Annotated in this window: 22 protein-coding genes; 11 read left to right on the forward strand and 11 right to left on the reverse strand. The window is 57.0% G+C overall.

All coding sequences use genetic code 11. From position 1 onward, the window contains the following. Positions 1–274: 274 nt before the first annotated feature. Together OHD62_RS19165 and OHD62_RS19170 are read right to left on the reverse strand one after the other, a co-directional pair. Positions 275–913, reverse strand: a complete 639-nt coding sequence (locus OHD62_RS19165) for a DUF6766 family protein (RefSeq protein ID WP_263784875.1) — start codon at positions 911–913, stop codon at positions 275–277. 7 nt (positions 914–920) lie between these two features. Next, positions 921–1,505, reverse strand: coding sequence for a DUF6894 family protein (locus OHD62_RS19170; protein WP_263784877.1), 585 nt, complete (start codon positions 1,503–1,505; stop codon positions 921–923). A 354-nt stretch (positions 1,506–1,859) separates the two neighbouring features. Between OHD62_RS19170 and OHD62_RS19175 the strand changes: the two genes are divergently transcribed. The 3 genes from OHD62_RS19175 (at position 1,860) to OHD62_RS19185 (ending at position 3,402) form a co-directional block, all read left to right on the forward strand. Then, entirely contained in the window at positions 1,860–2,063 is a 204-nt protein-coding gene (locus OHD62_RS19175) for a CsbD family protein (protein ID WP_006337269.1), read from the forward strand. A gap of 317 nt (positions 2,064–2,380) precedes the next feature. Beyond that, positions 2,381–2,791 carry a pyridoxamine 5'-phosphate oxidase family protein gene (locus tag OHD62_RS19180; protein ID WP_263784882.1) on the forward strand — a complete coding sequence of 137 codons (411 nt, stop codon included), beginning with the start codon at positions 2,381–2,383 and terminating at the stop codon, positions 2,789–2,791. A gap of 473 nt (positions 2,792–3,264) precedes the next feature. After that, entirely contained in the window at positions 3,265–3,402 is a 138-nt protein-coding gene (locus OHD62_RS19185; protein WP_263784884.1) for a hypothetical protein, read from the forward strand. A gap of 972 nt (positions 3,403–4,374) precedes the next feature. Here the strand turns inward: OHD62_RS19185 and OHD62_RS19190 are convergent. The 3 genes from OHD62_RS19190 to OHD62_RS19200 are packed head-to-tail and all read right to left on the reverse strand — an operon-like array spanning position 4,375 to position 5,397. Beyond that, positions 4,375–4,710: a hypothetical protein gene (locus OHD62_RS19190; RefSeq protein WP_263784886.1), complete on the reverse strand. Its 336-nt coding sequence runs from the start codon at positions 4,708–4,710 to the stop codon at positions 4,375–4,377. A 13-nt stretch (positions 4,711–4,723) separates the two neighbouring features. Further along, positions 4,724–5,185: a hypothetical protein gene (locus OHD62_RS19195; protein ID WP_263784888.1), complete on the reverse strand. Its 462-nt coding sequence runs from the start codon at positions 5,183–5,185 to the stop codon at positions 4,724–4,726. A 2-nt stretch (positions 5,186–5,187) separates the two neighbouring features. After that, positions 5,188–5,397, reverse strand: coding sequence for a hypothetical protein (locus tag OHD62_RS19200; protein ID WP_263784889.1), 210 nt, complete (start codon positions 5,395–5,397; stop codon positions 5,188–5,190). Positions 5,398–5,519: 122 nt separating this feature from the next. On the opposite strand from OHD62_RS19200, the gene OHD62_RS19205 reads away from it, so the two are divergent. Together OHD62_RS19205 and OHD62_RS19210 are read left to right on the forward strand one after the other, a co-directional pair. Beyond that, positions 5,520–6,266, forward strand: a complete 747-nt coding sequence (locus OHD62_RS19205) for a hypothetical protein (protein ID WP_263784891.1) — start codon at positions 5,520–5,522, stop codon at positions 6,264–6,266. Positions 6,267–6,310: 44 nt separating this feature from the next. Then, a complete protein-coding gene (locus OHD62_RS19210; RefSeq protein ID WP_263784893.1) occupies positions 6,311–6,619 on the forward strand; it encodes a hypothetical protein in 309 nt (102 codons plus the stop codon). Position 6,620: 1 nt separating this feature from the next. Here OHD62_RS19210 and OHD62_RS19215 read toward each other — a convergent pair whose 3' ends face one another. Continuing rightward, on the reverse strand, positions 6,621–7,214 hold the full coding sequence (locus OHD62_RS19215; protein ID WP_263786803.1) for an SOS response-associated peptidase: 594 nt from the start codon (positions 7,212–7,214) through the stop codon (positions 6,621–6,623). 146 nt (positions 7,215–7,360) lie between these two features. Between OHD62_RS19215 and OHD62_RS19220 the strand changes: the two genes are divergently transcribed. Both OHD62_RS19220 and OHD62_RS19225 read left to right on the forward strand, forming a co-directional pair. Continuing rightward, positions 7,361–7,663, forward strand: coding sequence for a DUF982 domain-containing protein (locus OHD62_RS19220; protein ID WP_263784895.1), 303 nt, complete (start codon positions 7,361–7,363; stop codon positions 7,661–7,663). Between the two features lie 22 nt (positions 7,664–7,685). Continuing rightward, positions 7,686–7,970 carry a DUF982 domain-containing protein gene (locus OHD62_RS19225; protein ID WP_263784897.1) on the forward strand — a complete coding sequence of 95 codons (285 nt, stop codon included), beginning with the start codon at positions 7,686–7,688 and terminating at the stop codon, positions 7,968–7,970. 40 nt (positions 7,971–8,010) lie between these two features. Here OHD62_RS19225 and OHD62_RS19230 read toward each other — a convergent pair whose 3' ends face one another. Beyond that, the gene (locus OHD62_RS19230; RefSeq protein ID WP_263784899.1) at positions 8,011–8,232 is read right to left on the reverse strand and encodes a DUF768 domain-containing protein; all 222 of its coding nucleotides are present in this window, start codon (positions 8,230–8,232) and stop codon (positions 8,011–8,013) included. Between the two features lie 258 nt (positions 8,233–8,490). Between OHD62_RS19230 and OHD62_RS19235 the strand changes: the two genes are divergently transcribed. From OHD62_RS19235 to OHD62_RS19245, 3 genes are all read left to right on the forward strand, one after another. After that, the gene (locus OHD62_RS19235; protein WP_263784901.1) at positions 8,491–8,721 is read left to right on the forward strand and encodes a hypothetical protein; all 231 of its coding nucleotides are present in this window, start codon (positions 8,491–8,493) and stop codon (positions 8,719–8,721) included. Positions 8,722–8,789: 68 nt separating this feature from the next. Beyond that, positions 8,790–8,978 carry a DUF3606 domain-containing protein gene (locus OHD62_RS19240; RefSeq protein WP_263784903.1) on the forward strand — a complete coding sequence of 63 codons (189 nt, stop codon included), beginning with the start codon at positions 8,790–8,792 and terminating at the stop codon, positions 8,976–8,978. A gap of 1,293 nt (positions 8,979–10,271) precedes the next feature. Beyond that, on the forward strand, positions 10,272–10,631 hold the full coding sequence (locus OHD62_RS19245; RefSeq protein WP_263784905.1) for a hypothetical protein: 360 nt from the start codon (positions 10,272–10,274) through the stop codon (positions 10,629–10,631). A gap of 42 nt (positions 10,632–10,673) precedes the next feature. On the opposite strand, the gene OHD62_RS19250 is transcribed toward OHD62_RS19245, so the two are convergent. The 4 genes from OHD62_RS19250 to OHD62_RS19265 all read right to left on the reverse strand — a co-directional run bounded on the left by OHD62_RS19250 (position 10,674) and on the right by OHD62_RS19265 (position 13,747). Beyond that, positions 10,674–11,027: a low affinity iron permease family protein gene (locus OHD62_RS19250; protein WP_263784907.1), complete on the reverse strand. Its 354-nt coding sequence runs from the start codon at positions 11,025–11,027 to the stop codon at positions 10,674–10,676. A gap of 853 nt (positions 11,028–11,880) precedes the next feature. Beyond that, complete coding sequence (locus tag OHD62_RS19255; RefSeq protein ID WP_263784909.1) at positions 11,881–12,762, reverse strand: hypothetical protein; 882 nt, start codon at positions 12,760–12,762, stop codon at positions 11,881–11,883. After that, on the reverse strand, positions 12,759–13,154 hold the full coding sequence (locus OHD62_RS19260) for a phage holin family protein (protein WP_263784910.1): 396 nt from the start codon (positions 13,152–13,154) through the stop codon (positions 12,759–12,761). Before OHD62_RS19260 ends, OHD62_RS19255 begins: the two co-directional genes overlap by 4 nt. Continuing rightward, entirely contained in the window at positions 13,151–13,747 is a 597-nt protein-coding gene (locus OHD62_RS19265) for a hypothetical protein (protein WP_263784912.1), read from the reverse strand. The genes OHD62_RS19260 and OHD62_RS19265 overlap by 4 nt, the downstream gene beginning before the upstream one ends. A 1,054-nt stretch (positions 13,748–14,801) precedes the next feature. On the opposite strand from OHD62_RS19265, the gene OHD62_RS19270 reads away from it, so the two are divergent. Then, the gene (locus OHD62_RS19270) at positions 14,802–15,008 is read left to right on the forward strand and encodes a hypothetical protein (RefSeq protein ID WP_263784914.1); all 207 of its coding nucleotides are present in this window, start codon (positions 14,802–14,804) and stop codon (positions 15,006–15,008) included. The last annotated feature ends 433 nt before the right edge of the window (positions 15,009–15,441 follow it).

The raw sequence follows: 15,441 nt of genomic DNA on the forward strand, positions 1-15,441 counted from the left end.
AGGTTTTCTTATTAGCAGTGTTCGTTAGCACCTTTTGTGAGCTCCGAGAGGGTGGATATCGCCGTCAATCTTCCCGGTCGGTATAGACCCAAGCGCCCGCTTCCTCGATCCGGAAGTTCGACCATTGCTTGCAACTTCCTCCGGAACACAACAAGAACATATAGAACGCCGACCGGTATGCGCGCTAATTTGCGCGGGGGCGACTCGGTTTAGAGGTAAGGGCGACGACGGTTTTAACGTAAGGAAGTATATTCGCCGCGCGATGTTGAGGCGATTATGCCCCAGTCTCATCATTCCCGGCACCGGCTGGTTTAGATTCCGGAGAGCCCTTGTGCCGGAGAAAAATCGACAGCACCACGAGGACAGCCGTCGACATGAATTCCGATTGCCAGTTCTGAAAGGACTCAAACCAAAGCTGTTCATCAAATAGATAGCTGCTAATGGTCAGAACCTCGCCACCGTGGCGAACAGCTTCATCGTTCGCGGCCACAAAGCTCGCACACCAGTGAAGCACGAATGACGCGATGAAGAGCAGCCCAAGGGATATGCCGAGAGAATACGAATAGAGCCAGGAGAGGATTGGGCTGCGTCTTCGACGGGCCAGAGGCAGATCGTCGTCCGGTCGATCAGGATCGTCAGGGTCGCGAGATTCTGCTGATCCTCGCTGAAACAGCATTGCTGTAAGCATGACGTAGGCGGACATTTGCAGGAATTCGCTCTCCCAGTTTTCGAACAATGCCGAAAGGAAATCGCCGCTTACCAGGTAGGCCATAATGCCGATTGCGGCTCGGCCGTGTTTTTCGAGTTCTGTGTTGTGAACTGCATGACCCGAAAAGATCATGCCTACCACACTGACTAGAAACAGCGTCACAAGTGCAATCGTAAGGCCATTATCTCGGAAAAAAACTTTCAACGTCGCCTCACACCAGCGCGAAAGAGCCAACGAGAACGAGGTTTTCGCCGCAAACTTTGGCCACCATGGATGCCAAGCCTCCCTGGTTCGCCTGGCGGGCAGCCTCTGCCTCGGCCACATCAATGGTGCAAATCAGTTCGCCGCTTTGGTTAGAGACCCGAACCAGCCAGCCGGACAGATTGGCAGAACCGGGCTGTAAGTCCACCAATAGATCAACCGCACAGCGGGTTGCCTCCGACCGAGCAGCATCAAGGCTAGGCATCCTGGACGGCGGAATGCGGCGGCTGCCCTCTCCATCGCGATATTCAAAAATATACACGTCGCCAGTTTCATCGCTCGCGGACGTGACCGCGACTTCATCAAAATTGCCGTTGCTTGTTGCGTCGTAATCGTTAGCGGCAAGGCCGAACGTAGCGGTCTGGATCAAAATCGCCTTCGCTCGGTCTAGCGCGGCGGGATCACCATCTGTGCCATCGCCGTTCGCCATATCCACGGTGACACACTCGCCACTCTCGCCGCAAAAGATGACGCGGAGGACCTGTTGCCCGTCCAGTGCAGTAGCTTTGGCAACTTCAGTCCGAACGATCTGCATTTGAGCCTCCCAGATGTGTCCCCTCAATGCCGGGATCGCTGTTCGGTTCCTGGGCGAGCACGTTTGAATTTACGGCGGCCGCGAGCGACCCTGAGCGATACACTGAAGTCCCCTCATCGACATGTGGATTGTTGCAAGGCTCTACGTCTGCGGTCCAGCTTCGCCAGCTGCCGCGACGACCACATGCCGTTAGAGCGATTGTGCACGGGCTACGCTACGTCTTCGACGTCCCGCCCAGTCGCAGAATCGTTTGCGCCGCGCCCTTTGCTCAACTGAACCTTTGACTTGTCGGAACCTCGCGGGCCGAGCGTCGTTTCACCTTCTCTGAAACTGAAGTAATGGAGGTCACGCACCATGGATTGGAACCGCGTCGAAGGAAACTGGAAGCAGGTCAAAGGCAAGGTGAAAGAACAGTGGGGTAAGCTCACTGACGACGATCTCGATCGGATCGCCGGAAAACGCGACCAGCTCGAAGGCAAGATCCAGGAACGCTACGGTATCGAGAAGGATCGCGTCCGGAAGGATGTGGACGATTGGTATGGCCAGCAGGGCTGGTAGGGATCGCTTTTGATCAAAAGCAAAAGGGGGCGCTGTCACACGGCAGCGCCCCCCTTTTGTTGCAGCGGTAGCGGGGCCGGCGTCAGTTAGAAGCCGAGATACATCGAGAGGGAGCTCTTCCACGACCGCAAGCGATGCTCTCAGAGCGCCAGTTCGACATGTGGACGATTTAGGCAGTGGCCCTGCGCATAGGAATAAGCGGCAACGAGCCATGATGTCGCCGTCCTCTCAATGCTGCGCTCTAGGGACACTGATCCCAGCAAGAATAGGAACCTTGGCACCACCGCGACGTTTGGCTGTCTCGCAGGAGCCACGATATGCACGACAATCACGAATTCGAAGGACAGTTCTGGAAGTCAATCCGCTCAGATATGACGGCCATGGTCGGGGTTCCCGGCGTTAATCCTCGGCCCATGACGGCGCAGTTCGACGGTGATCGGGAGGTCATTTATTTCTTCACCGCAAGAGATACTGAACTTGCAGAAAACGCCTCAAGCCCCAAAGCAGCAACCCTTGTTTACGCGGCGAAAGGCCATGACCTTTTCGCTACTGTCCACGGTACTTTACAGACCGACAATGACCGCGCCACAATCGATCGATTATGGAATCCCTTTGTTGCAGCCTGGTTTGAGCAGGGGAAAGAAGATCCCAAGCTCTGTTTGCTGCGGTTTGAGACGCTTCCAGCGTGGTGCCGGAATAAAGATGTTCCTCGGCATGGGGGATCCTAAGGAAGACTTCAAAGACAGCGTGGCAAAAGTTAGCCTGACGTAGCGACATGCGCCCGGCCGCCGCGCCAAGGCAAGCGCGACGGCGAAGCGTCGAAGGAACACCTTACGCGATCCTCGAATGGCCGAGCTTGTCACCATCCATGGCGGCGGACCCCAAAGAGGCCGGCGACACCTCTTCGCGGGCGCCAAACGCGTGCCCTGAGGCTTGCTTGCCGCAGATCATGAGATGCCGTCGCCTTTAGATGACGATGTCTGCTTCCCTATTCGCATGCTTCGTTAATATCAACGTTGATGCATATCTCTCCTCGCCATACGGTCTCCACAACGCCACCCCGTCGGGCCAAGGCACAGGCCAGGCCGTTCTCAGACCCAAAGAGAATTGATATGCTACGCGAAATACTAAGCAAATTCCTGACTCCTGAAGATCGGGCGATGTGCCAACGGGTGGTCGACCAGGTTACTGCTGACGCCAAATGTACAAGACCTCAATAGACGACGAGATTCTGGCCTCGACCACGCTAGCTCTGTTCCAGGCCGGCATCGTCAACGAGACGAACTTGCCCTCACATGTTCGCGCGCGCCGCCACGACTTCACGAAGCGGATCGGTTAGCCCGAGATCGGCGCACAATGCATATTCAGCAAGTCGTGAATTGACCTGCGTTCTTGGAACCAGCATGCTGCGCTGCACAAATCATGGATAATCAGATGGCGTTGCGGATCAAGTTGCCGAAAGGCATCCTGAAGGTGAAGACCTATTGAGAACTGCGGACTCGCGAACGCGAACGGCGTGTGAAGATCGGATCGATGTACGTGATTTGGTGGTCGAACAAACAGATGTCTGCGGAGGATCGGCAGCAGGATCGCTGAGGGAACCCCTTTGAGAACAACTGCAATACGCGAGGGAGCGCCGCATCCTGTGCAGCGGATGCCATAGGGCTGACAACCAGTGGAGGCCTGCCTCTCCATTTGCGAAGAGACAGGCCCTTCCCCCTGCCCCCAATTTCATCGATGCAATTGCGATGCCAACTTTTTGACCCATTTCGGGTCAGCTTTCAGATCTCATACCGGCTAGCGCTCGGGAGAATTAGCCGGCGTAGATCATTCTGATGTTTCGCGCCAAAATCCCGTTGGCTCATGTTCGCCCGCCGGCGATCCCCCGCCCCCCCGCACCGCTGGTTAAGGCCCTGCGGCTGTAGCGTGTAGTCTACTAGCCGCAGGGCCATGCGGAGGTCCGCCGCGCTGACGATTGAGGAAGATGATAGGCCGCCGAAAGTTGCAGCAGACAGCGGCCTTTGCGTGTTTGCCCAATTCCCCGCCAAGTCACGCAATGGACGGACATTAGCGGCAGCGAAAACACTGGATCAAGATCGGCTTCTGTGGATAAGATCATCAAAATTGATCTGTGACAAAAATGCCGTAGAGAAGTTCTCGACAGATGAGGCAGTCATCCGCCAATCGTCGATAACAAGGGCGAATGGTATAGCTCGAGCGAACTGTTCCAGCCTTCCTGCCGACCAAACCCGAAATGGAACACCGTCCGCGCGGTCAACCACTGGCTCGCTTGCGGGACGATGGATGGCTGTCACGACTGACTGAGACGTATCTCTTCTTCGGTGTGGATGAGTAGACCACCGGCGAGCATCGCGCTCTCTTCATCACCCCACTCGGCCTTGGCGGCCATGATGGGCACCGCTGGCAGTTCAAGTTCATTTGCAGTTGATCGTCCCTGTTTGAGTTCGGCAATCTCTTCATCGCGCTTCGCGATCCGGCTTTCAAGATTGGCGATGCGCTCAGCCAGGAAGTAGCGTCCAACCCAAAAGCCTCCACTTCCAAAAAGCACGGCCAAGGTTGCGAACGCTAGCGGGTTTGCCAGTACTAGCGTGGAATTGACTTGTAGAAATTCGATAAGCTCCTGCATCTCTTACATCCCTTCAATTCCTGGGGAGTCTGTGGATCTCCAGCCTTACCGGGCCGCCACGGTCGCAGCTGGTGCAGAACAGCGCTCTCTCGACGGTGCTGAACAGCGCAGCCTTCCCATATTTTCGAATGAGAGCCGCTGGCTTTACCCCCGCATGATGGGAGCAGTTCTTGCACCAGGCACGCAGCTTGTGCCATTCTCGCAGGTCACCCAGCGACACATCGAGTCCAGCATGCACGCTGCCGTCGATGATTGTCTGTGGTGGAATGCTCACTTCGCCTGGCGTGACGATTTTCTCCATGACGTGACGGCTGTTGTAGTGGATCAGCAGCATGCCAGGGCGGCGTCGGATGGCTGCTTGCCAAGCTGCCTGACTGACCATCGCGTCCGGCGATCGGGATATCGTTTCAAGATGCGTTTTCTCCTCTCGGTCCCAAACCTCAATCCGGAAATTGTCTTCTGCCGTGTCCGCCATGGCTAGGGTCGCGCCTTGTGCCAGCCGCGAGAAAAGCCGTTCGAGATCGCTCCCCGCGATAAGGCGAGTTCGCGCTCAAGGTCGGCATTCCTGACGAGCACGTTCAGCAGTGCAGCCACGGCATCTCCATCTGCGGCGGCTATCGCCTGCTGGGCAGCCAATTCCAATTCAGCCATGGCTTCGCCGGCCGGCGCGTTTTGGCGCTTTCCCATAGCCCTTCCCTGAGTAGATACAGCAGGAATAAGGAACATATTCCTCTGGCGTCAAGGTCCCGGCTTGACATTTTTGTTCTCATTTTGTTCACTATCGGCAGAACAGCCACATGGAGGCCAAAATGCCGCTCCGCTTAGTGATTGAGAACGCATCGCCTGAGGAAATGGCGCGGGGGATCGCCGCAGCCGAAGCAGTTTTCAAAACCTCAGATGTCGACCCATGGGATGCAGCCAACGGCATGTTTGCCGTGGAGGGTTGGGACATCAAAGGATTTCCCGAAGACGCTGAGCCAAGCGACGATGAGAAGGCAGCGGCAGCTGTCTGGACCAGGGCCGAGCGCGCCGCCTGTGAGGCATGTTGTGCTGGGTGGCCCGAAGACAAGGTCGTTCGACATAAAGCATTGGGTATTGGGCCAACGGAACCAAAGGCGAAAACGGCAAACCCTGCAACCTGGCCGGAAAGGAAGCTGCTGCACCCCAAGGTGATCGAACGGCTCGAAACAGCAACCGGTCCTGACCGACAGCTCGACATCGACATCTGCTATGTGATGGGTTGGGTCAATGAACCGGGAACACCGGAAGAGGCCGCCGAATTGGGCCTGCCCTATCTCACCGGCAATTCGGCTGAGGTAGTCGAAATCACCCAGAAATCTCTTCAGGGCTGGAAGATTGAGATCGACCAGGATCCTTGCGATGCCCGCATCATGGAGCCGGAGCACGACGAAGACGACGACGATATGAGCGTGGCCGCATGGCGTTGTTCCGACGGCCGGCTGCACATGGAGAAGCCGCCGGCCAACACCGCTATTGCTCTGACACTAGCGGCTATGCGCCTTCAGGCTGACAGCTTTTTGGAGCAGGCGTGGTAAGGCGCAGTCGGGGCGCCCCAACACCTTCGGCCATTGATCGCGAATTGCCGAACCAGATCGCACTACCCGACGACATTTGCACGGATCGGAACTTCCCGCTGATCAACCGTTTTCTGACGGAACGTGGCTTGACGTGTCGGACCAGAGCGGTGATTGCCGTTTGGGAGGACGGCAAGCATGAGCAGTGGCGGCTGCATTGCTTTGGCGATCCTGCGGCGGCGGCCTTCCTTGCCCGTTTCGGGCTGCGTCAGGCAGGAGATGGGCGCACGCGCGGCGTCTGGCGCAGGCAGGGCGCCTGTGAGCACATTCTGGAGCTGGGGCCGCTGAGCGTGCCCGAGATCCTGCGCAATTGAGTCATGCGCGTTCGGCGCGCACCGTCTCGGCAGAGAGCGAGCCTGTTGGCAGGGGTCGCAAAAGCTCGGCCTCTGGCTTCGTCAGATTGATCCAAGCCGTCCAGTTCTCAGGCTGAAGCACCACGACCTGCCGGTTGTGGTAGGGCGCGACATCCGGTCCGGGATCGGTCGTCAGCATAGTGAAGGTAGGCGGCTTATTGCCGACACCTTCTCGCCAAAGCCCCGCTATGACCATGAACGGAGAGCCGTTCAGAGTGAATCGATGTTTCGCTTTGGGGTACTTAGTGCCGGTAAATTCGAAGAACGCCGACGCCGGAACGAGACAGCGCTTGCTGTTGCCGAACTGGCGGTCCTCGGAGCGGAAGTTGAAGACAGGTCCGCCTTTTGGTCCGGACGGCGGAAAACCGAAGGTCATCGAGGCCAGTTCGATGGTGTCGCCGGCGGCGCACATGATGGGCGCGGGGTCGTTGATGCGAATGTCATCCGCCTTGGGTAGATCGAGCTCGGTCTGGTGGGCCGGGATCTTGAGCGCGAGCGACCCCATCATCCGGCAATATTCGGCCCAGGCGATATGCTGCTCGTAGTCATTGCACATGAAAAGCTCCGGATCTGTGATCTCCGACAGGCCCATGGCATATCTTGACGAGGACCAGGAGGAAACACATATCGATCGCGGGCGAAGGCTGCTGGTGGCTTGCGCCTATTCAGAAACAGGAAAATTCGTTCGACTTGGAGGATCTGATGAACGATCGGATGTTCGATAGCCCCGTTTTCGTGAAGGACGGAACCAGTCTTATCCAAGAGATTGCTTGCCTCGAAGACGCGCTGGAATTTCTCTACGAGTGGCCCAGGAATCGCCGCGGGCCTATTTACGATACGGCTCTTCGCGCCTGCCAAAGAGCGTTCGACCGTGACTACCCGTTGCCCGCGGCAAGGCAGGCATTCGCCGGCTTCGCAAAGGCTGCTAAAATCCTTGAGGAAGTCGCAACGCCGCTGCCCTGGATGGCCGTCAAATCCGGTCACAGCGGTGGCTTGGCAATCTGATTGCTTCAAATGGGAGGTCATGATGCTTTCGAAGCCATTCGGAAAGCCGATCCGCGTATGGGTCGGCCTTGGTTTTCCCCGCCAACTGAACACCGTAGTCGACGCCTACCAGTTTGCGCAGGAATGGTGCGGAAACAGTCCTGAACAAAAAGCTGCCGTTCGTGCTTGCAAGGCCGCGCTGACCGGTGGCGTTGACGCCGAAACCGCGCGTGGGGTGTTTGTCGCCTTCGCCCGGAAAAAGGATATCCTGATGGAGGATATCGCGATGCCGGTCATGACGGCTGGACCGCGTGCACACCACGCTTGAGGCCCATATAGGGCGGCAGTGGTCGCGCTGCCGCCCAGCGCTACTCCGGTAGCCCCGGGGTAAAATGGATGATGGCATCGAGGATTGTCCGGTAGAGACTGTCGACGTCCTCGTCGATTTCGTGGCGCTTGATCCCGACCGCCTTGGCGTCAGCAATCAGTTTGTGCGTTAGCTCGTCGATCGAAACCGCATCGGCGTTCGCCGTCTCGGGAAGGTTGTTTTCAATCCACTTGTGCAGGAAGTCGATGCCGCGTTTGCTCATCGCACTTAAGCCGGCTTACGACATTAGGTTCCGGCGGGCGGCTCGCTAACGCCGGTTTCGTCAAGCTCTGCCCTCCAGCCGGTCACTCACGGGCCTGGCTTTACCAACACCTGCCACGGGCTCGCCGTCAAGCTTTGGAGCCACACGTCCCGAACGCAACTCAGTTCGCACGGCTATATTAGGTTCCAGAATGTACTCGGTAACTTCGTGGGGAACAACTCTGACGTCCCTAGCTTGATAGCGCAGGGGCTACGGGCAATGGACAACGAACTGGCCGACCTTGATCACAAAAAGGAACTTCAGGCGAATGCGCTCGCCCGTGAGACTGGGATTACCGTTGACGAGGCGCTGATGCTCATCGAGCTGGTAGGGCCCCATCGCGGAGCTATGCTGCGGGTGGCCAAGATAGTGCAGGCACAAAAGTCCGGTGGCCCCGCGGCAAAGCAACTCGATCCAACTCCGACAACCGATGCCAGTTGGGGCGGTTGACCTATACCTGCCGCTGCCGGGGAACTTTAAGCTTGCATCTCTGTTTTCAGGGGTAGGAGAAAACAACAATGCCCGACAACAAGACCAAACTCGATTTCCGCGACCGAAATAGAGTTGCAGGCGACGAGGAATATGAGGTTGGCTACTTCGCCAGTAAGTTCGGACTGACTATTCCGGAGGTGAGGGAGCTTATCGCCAAGCACGGCAATGATCGCGAGACGCTGGAACGAGAAGCCAAGGCGCTCGGATCAAGGTAGCCGCGGTGACAAAGCCTGCCGGCCCCGGACAGTCCCGAAAATTAGGGAAACGTCGCAATTGCCCGTTTGCGCACCAGGCGATCATCTCACCCCCTGCGCAGGTCACGGTCTCGCCCCCTGTGCAGGTCACGGTCGCTTGATCCCGACGCCTGATTTGGCCCGGCAAAGTCTGTCGATGTGCGCGGAGCAAGCGCGCTTTCCCGTCCAAAGGAGACGCCTATGGCGCCTACCAAGTCGACGAGATGGGCGACGATCAAGTTGTCGCACGAAGCGCCGTCACACCACTTCAGCAATTGCTGCCGTGGAGGGTGTCACGGGGCGCCCGATAGCCCCCCGAACCTCCGAAGAGCATTGGTTTCGAGTGGTCGATGAAACAGCGTCTGCCGTGTTTGAATTCACGGTCGCCCATAAGGAATTTGCGGCCGGCTATCGCCGAGCGGCATAAAGAAAGAGCCCGCTGGCTCTTTACTCCGTTCGTACTTGGCGTTCCTGTGGTCGGAGCCCGGTGGGCCCGCCCCTCTGGCGGGGAAGCGGGCCCGGTCAAGGTTTGCCATTCTTGACCAGCAGCGAGGGGGTGCTGCCACTATTGAAACCAATCGCCAAATATCAGGTTCCGCTAATGCAGAAAAAAGCCCGCCCCTCCCTAAGGAACGACGGGCTTCCAAGCGACCGAAGAATGGGTTGGGTCGTTAGGTCGCTATCGCTTGCTTTGCGGGCTCCCGACATCTCCAACATTGTCTCGCAGGTTTTGTCCAGAAGGCACTACGAAGGATGTCGCAGTCGAAAGCCGCAATCCTGTTTCTGAATTGACATCTGCCGGTCCGTCTCCCCCAACTATGGCGGGAGCACCTGAGTTGGCTTCCAAGCGTCCGTTTGCAATGCAAGGTGCGGGCGATACTGAAAACTACGCCTTACGGCCCGCAAGCGAATCGCCTCGCCAGTTAGTATGCAAACATCGGCTTACTTTCGACCCTAAAAATCAATCACCGCTTGGAACATGCACATGGGGTCGAATGTTCAACTATAGGTCGATCTAAACGGTGTCCCGTGCAAGAATACTATGTTGAACAGATGATCGGCGATGCGATCACCACGTGGCACGTGGTGAGGGCCGGAACGCCAGAGGAGGCAGCGCGCAACGCTACTGGCCGCAACGTAACAGTTCGGACTGCCGAGCATATCTGGGTCAGGGTGACCGACGAGGATCTGCGACGCGTATATGAGTTCTGCTTTGCCCAGGGCCAATAATGGAAGCCTTTACGCGATGCTGTGTAGGAGGATAGGGAGGAATTCATGCGGCGGCTTTTGGCGGGCATTATCTTCGCTGGCGGCGCTGTGGCGGTCCCTGCCGGCGAGATTGAGCGGGGGGAATTCTATCCACTTTCATACTCGGAAGTGGAGACTATGGAGGCCGCCGTCCGACAGGTTTCGAAAGTTCCATCATCGGCCCAATTTTCCGGAGTGCAGGCTACACGCACCGATAAAGACCTGCTGAACGTCTGTGGCTTTGTGATCAGGGCAGAAGCCGGCTCAATTCCGTTTATCGGAGTCATGGAGCCTGGTGGCCGCTTCATGTTGGTTCTCTTAGGCAAGGACGAAGCCACTCGAGTTACGGTCATCGATCTGTGCAAGCGCGGCGGAATTGACCTCTAGGATCAGAAATGCCGCTTTCGTCACTCAAGGCCGATGGTTTTATTATGACGGACTTGCGCGATCTCCGGGGCGCCCGGCGGCTTCTGCTTCAACCTTGGCCAACCTCGCCTTGATCTCTTTCGGGTCGGCGTGTTCTAGCCCGACAACGTCGTTTCGCGTTTCATTGAGTGCAACGATGATCTCATCGAGCTTGGCGTGAATGGCGGCAGTGTCCCGGTAGCCCTGTATCAAAACGACGCCGGTGATTATGATTGCTGCTACTGACAGGCCGTAAGTCACGACATTCGTCAGGCCGAAAGGCACCAAGGCGCTACAGACCACCATCGCTATGACCATTACATAGAAGCCCGGCGGGCGTGACAGAAAATCGGCCGCGACGAAAAGGATCTTGTTCATCCAAGTCCACCATCTTTGTAGTGCATGGCGGCAAGAATGACCTTGAACACGCTGCCAACCTCCGGCGATTTTTCCTGGGGGCGATCCCGTTCCTTCAGTGGCTTTCGTGGCCAAGCCGCGCGGATCGCTGATGGCTCTAGGGATCGCGGTGATAGCGTCCGGCAATACTCAGTCATCCGTTTGCCGAGGAAATGCCGCGTGTACTCATCAAGCTCTCACGACAGAAATAACTAAGCAGCGGCTGCCCAACGCACTAGGCAAACGCTCCTCATGAGCACTCCCTTTTCGGCAGGAGGGGTCGGGACGAATGGCCACATTTTTGTTTATACCGACGTAAGCCAGACAGAGAGAACGACGATCGCGACAGAGAGCGGCACGGCTAGAATTAGGCCAGTTTCAACTAAGCGGGTTTCGGTATCGCTGAACACTTGGCGATCTCCTATGCATGATGCATTGAAGGTAAAATCTCCGAACACCGATCCGGTTCCACTTTCGCTATAGAAAGCGAAGCTCCCCTTTAGCTTTCGCGGCCCTTTGAGAGGGCTTGGAATGGCGTTGGACCCTGGGAACGTGCGACTCTCAATACACTTCAACAATCTTTCGCCTCGGTCTTCCAGAACACGACCGGCGGCTCGCCGGTCCTGGTTCGGCGCCTTCGATGCATTGAGTGAGCGGTTGTTCTCGCAGACGTGCCTATTTTCGCTTCGCGAACTTGGCGCTCGGCCCAACCGCAATTCGATACGCCCGATCAGCGGCCGGCGACCACCACCGCGAACGCGGGCCGACTAAGATGGCGTACACCTTCCGATCCTTGCCAACCCGCAATGCCTAACGCAAACCTAACCGGTGTGCGCTACGTCGTTTTGGACGCCTCATCCGACCCGAGCACGCGCTCTCGAATGGCCTCTTCGGTCTTGTGTGCAGTCGATCTGACGACGTTGCCAACACGCCCCGCCAATGTCTCCGCGTCACCGCTCGAACTTTGGCGGTCAGCCTCGTCCTTGACCGTTTCATATGCCTCGGCCGCGACTTCCTTGACCTGCTCCAGACCTTTGTCGAAAACATTCTGAGCAGACTCGCGCAGCTTGTCGCGGTATTCGCCGAGTTGCTCGTCCTCCATGGCGGTGTGGGGGAGCATCACCCCAATCGCGGTGCCGATTGCAAGGCCGAGGGCTGCGATAGCTAGAGGCTCGCGCTGGAACACCTCCTGTACTGTATGCCGCGCGCTAGCAGACATATCTCCTGCACTCGAGGCAAACTGCGCTGCAGTCTGCTTCAGTCTCTCGCCCGCGTCTGTTGTCGCGTTGACTGCTACCCCGGCTGCATCGCTTACCACTGATGCAGCTAGCTTACTGGCGTCAGAAACCCTTACTCCGATTCCGGAAACTTCATTGCCGAAGTCATCATCATCACGGTCCCCATCCTGGGATACGTCGTTAGCGTTTCTACCGGCCCGATATGCACCGGTGGCAGCGCTTCCATGCGACGCGCCACTTCCAAGCATCAACCAAGCCAGCCCTGCGCCAACGAGCGTGAGTGGCAACGGGTTGTCCCTGACCTGTGCCCTAAGATTACCGAGCATTGCGGATCCGTCACCGCCAGTGAATATTCCGGCAAATTCATCGATCAATTGGCCCGGGCTCATTTTGTTGCGGATCGAATCCGCAGTGTCAGACACTTTCGCTCGAGCAATGTCGGCCTCCCGCTCAAGCTCGGCTGCAGATTTGTCGCTCATCTTATTTGTTCCTTGATCACGCGCACGTCGCGCTTAAGTTGGTCTTGTGTGCGATCGGGTGTCAGCTCGGACGGGGCCATGCTGGCAATTCCGGAGCGCATGAGAATAGCTCCGAGTGCCGCGACAACTATGCCGACCAATAGCGAGGACCATCCGGCCCCCAACCCGACATTCGCCAAGGCGATCACGAGCGCTTGCAAAAGCACGACCAAAGCGGCCAGAAGACATATTGCGCCTCCGACAATCTCGACTGCACCCGCGCCTGCCTTACTCAGTTTTTCCGACATTTCCGCCCGCAGCAGATTGCCTTCGGTCTGAAGCAAAGTCGTAACCTGCTGTGCCAGATCGCTTACAAGCGTGGCGAGGCTGCGGTTGTCCTGGTTGTCAGTCATGGGTTTGCTCCAGGGTTTGCGTTACTCCAGTCATCGGCAGGCTCGCCGGCCTGCTGCACAGTTTTGTTTTCATTTGGCGAAGCCCAATCGGTTTGCGATTGGCGTTTTGCTTCGGCCGACGCAGACTGGGGCGAACTCTTGATAAATCGCCCGAGCGCCAAGCCTGCCAACACTGAACCGGCGATCAACGCCCCTGGGTTGTCCCTGCCGAATGATTGGATCTCACCAAGAACTTCTTCGAATGGTTTGTCTTTCACGGAAGAAGAAAGTCGCTCGAGGCCGCCTGCGGCATCAAGGACGAACTTCGAAGCGGTGCGTTGGTCGCTGTTGGCCAAATGCTCGCTTGCCGCTCGCAACGCTCCGCCAAAGGCGCTCAGGTTGGCGCTGACATCACGCTGTGTCCCTTCAGCCTTGTTGAATAGCGCTTGCTTAACTTCCGAAGCGTAGTCACCGGCTTTCCTCGTGAGTTCGTCGCGAGCGTCATGCAGCGTCTCTGTCGCAGTCTGCTTTTCCTGCTGAAAGCGATCGGACAACTCGTTCTTTGCTGTTTCGAAATCGGCCTGCTTAGGGCCCTGATCGTCTTTGCGTGGCATGGTATCTCCTAATGGAATCCGAGGAAGGAGAGGATCGCAAGCACAACGACGACAAGGCCGATGAGATAAATAACGCTGTTCATGATGCAATCTCCTCCACTCCAAAACGAACTAGCCCGAGACCCTCAGGTTCCTCGGCGACAAAAATTTTTCTTGGTGAGAGCCAGCCCACCTCCCAACTTCCCTTTCCGCTTTCCTGCTGCAGCAGGTCTGGGTTCTCAAACCACCTCCAATCGCGATCGCATCGGCACTCCCGCGATGACGCCGAAGTGGCACCGAGACCGATTGGGTACCAGAGGGTGAAGAGGCCAACAGTGGCTCCCGGGAACGGGTCTAAACCACCTAGGCTTAGCCCAGGACCGGCAAGCGCAACGACAAGTGAAAAGCTGCAACAAGCAACACCCCAACGACAACCGAAGGCCAACGATCAAGCGAAAGTATTAGACAGCACTACTAGTTATTGTCCGACACGGTAGGTTCGCTTTATCCGCGCCATCGTTGCTTGGCCGCAAAGCCAGCACGAGAGTTCATCAGGAAGGAACTCTAGGCGCGATGTGATGCCGGTGTTGCAATGTCTACGAAGCTGCCATCAGGCTCGGCAATCCAAATGGTCCGCTAATATCCTGCGTGTGGTTCTCTTAAGGAACAAGTAATGTATTATGCGCCTCATGCCTTTAGAGCGGAGATTATGGCCCCTCTCCAAGTCATCCTCCAGAAACGGCTTGGGGAGACGAGCAATGTCCGCCGGGACGCCGTCGGGAAGCTCGCAGTTTCGGGAATATTGTTTTCAATCCACTTGTGCAGGAAATCGATGCCGCGCTTGCTCATCGCCCTCAAGCCGGCTAACGGCATTAAGTTCCGATCGCAGCGCTTGATATCAAATGAGGGCGCGCAGTCTCTAAAAGGCTCTATTGTCTAGCCAGGTCGCCGCCCATCCGGCAAAGGCGCTTGGATGTAGGTGCTTTCGCCCGCAAGAAGAAAGCGAATGCCTCATCAGGAGATTTCGGCTTCGTTGAGATCGCGGAAAAGCCCGGAACAGGAAATAGGATCAACAATGGGAAAAGCCCAAGCCAGTGCAGACCCTGAAGCTCACGATCATCCCTATGATGCTGATGTCTTCGCCGAAAAGTATGGGCTGACGCAGAAGGCGGCAGAGGTGATACTTTTTTCGAATGGCCCTTCAAAGATCGCTTGTGACGCAGCTGCCCGTGCATTCCGGGCTGCGGTAGCGATGAGAAGCAATCGTCAGCGCGATCATTAGTTTTCGTCGCTAAAATCCCGCGGCGAGACAACGTCTTCCTCACCTCGCATGTGGCCGAGTTTCCGCGCAGCTAGAAGGTTTCGCAGATGAAAGGTCCCGCTGACATAATTTCTTGGGAACAAGTGTCGGCATCAAAGCTTCCTGACTGATGATCAGGAGAAGCGGTGATGGGCGACAAAGACGATGCGGGACGCTCTCGGCCGCAGGATCTCCAAGCGCAAGCGCTTGCACGAGAAACCGGTATAACCTTTGAACAGGCACTGGAGCTTATACAGCTAATCGGGCCTGAACGATCATCATTGCTGCGAGAAGCGAGAATCCTAAAGAACCGGGAACCGGGATGCGAACCATGACAGAGTTAGCAGCTCTTGGTACCCGGGCGGTACCTGATTAGTGGCGTCGTGCAAAGTGGTGGAGCACTTCCTTCCTCAAG

It is taken from the genome of Mesorhizobium sp. YC-39, from assembly GCF_025753795.1.
Lineage (GTDB): Bacteria > Pseudomonadota > Alphaproteobacteria > Rhizobiales > Rhizobiaceae > Mesorhizobium.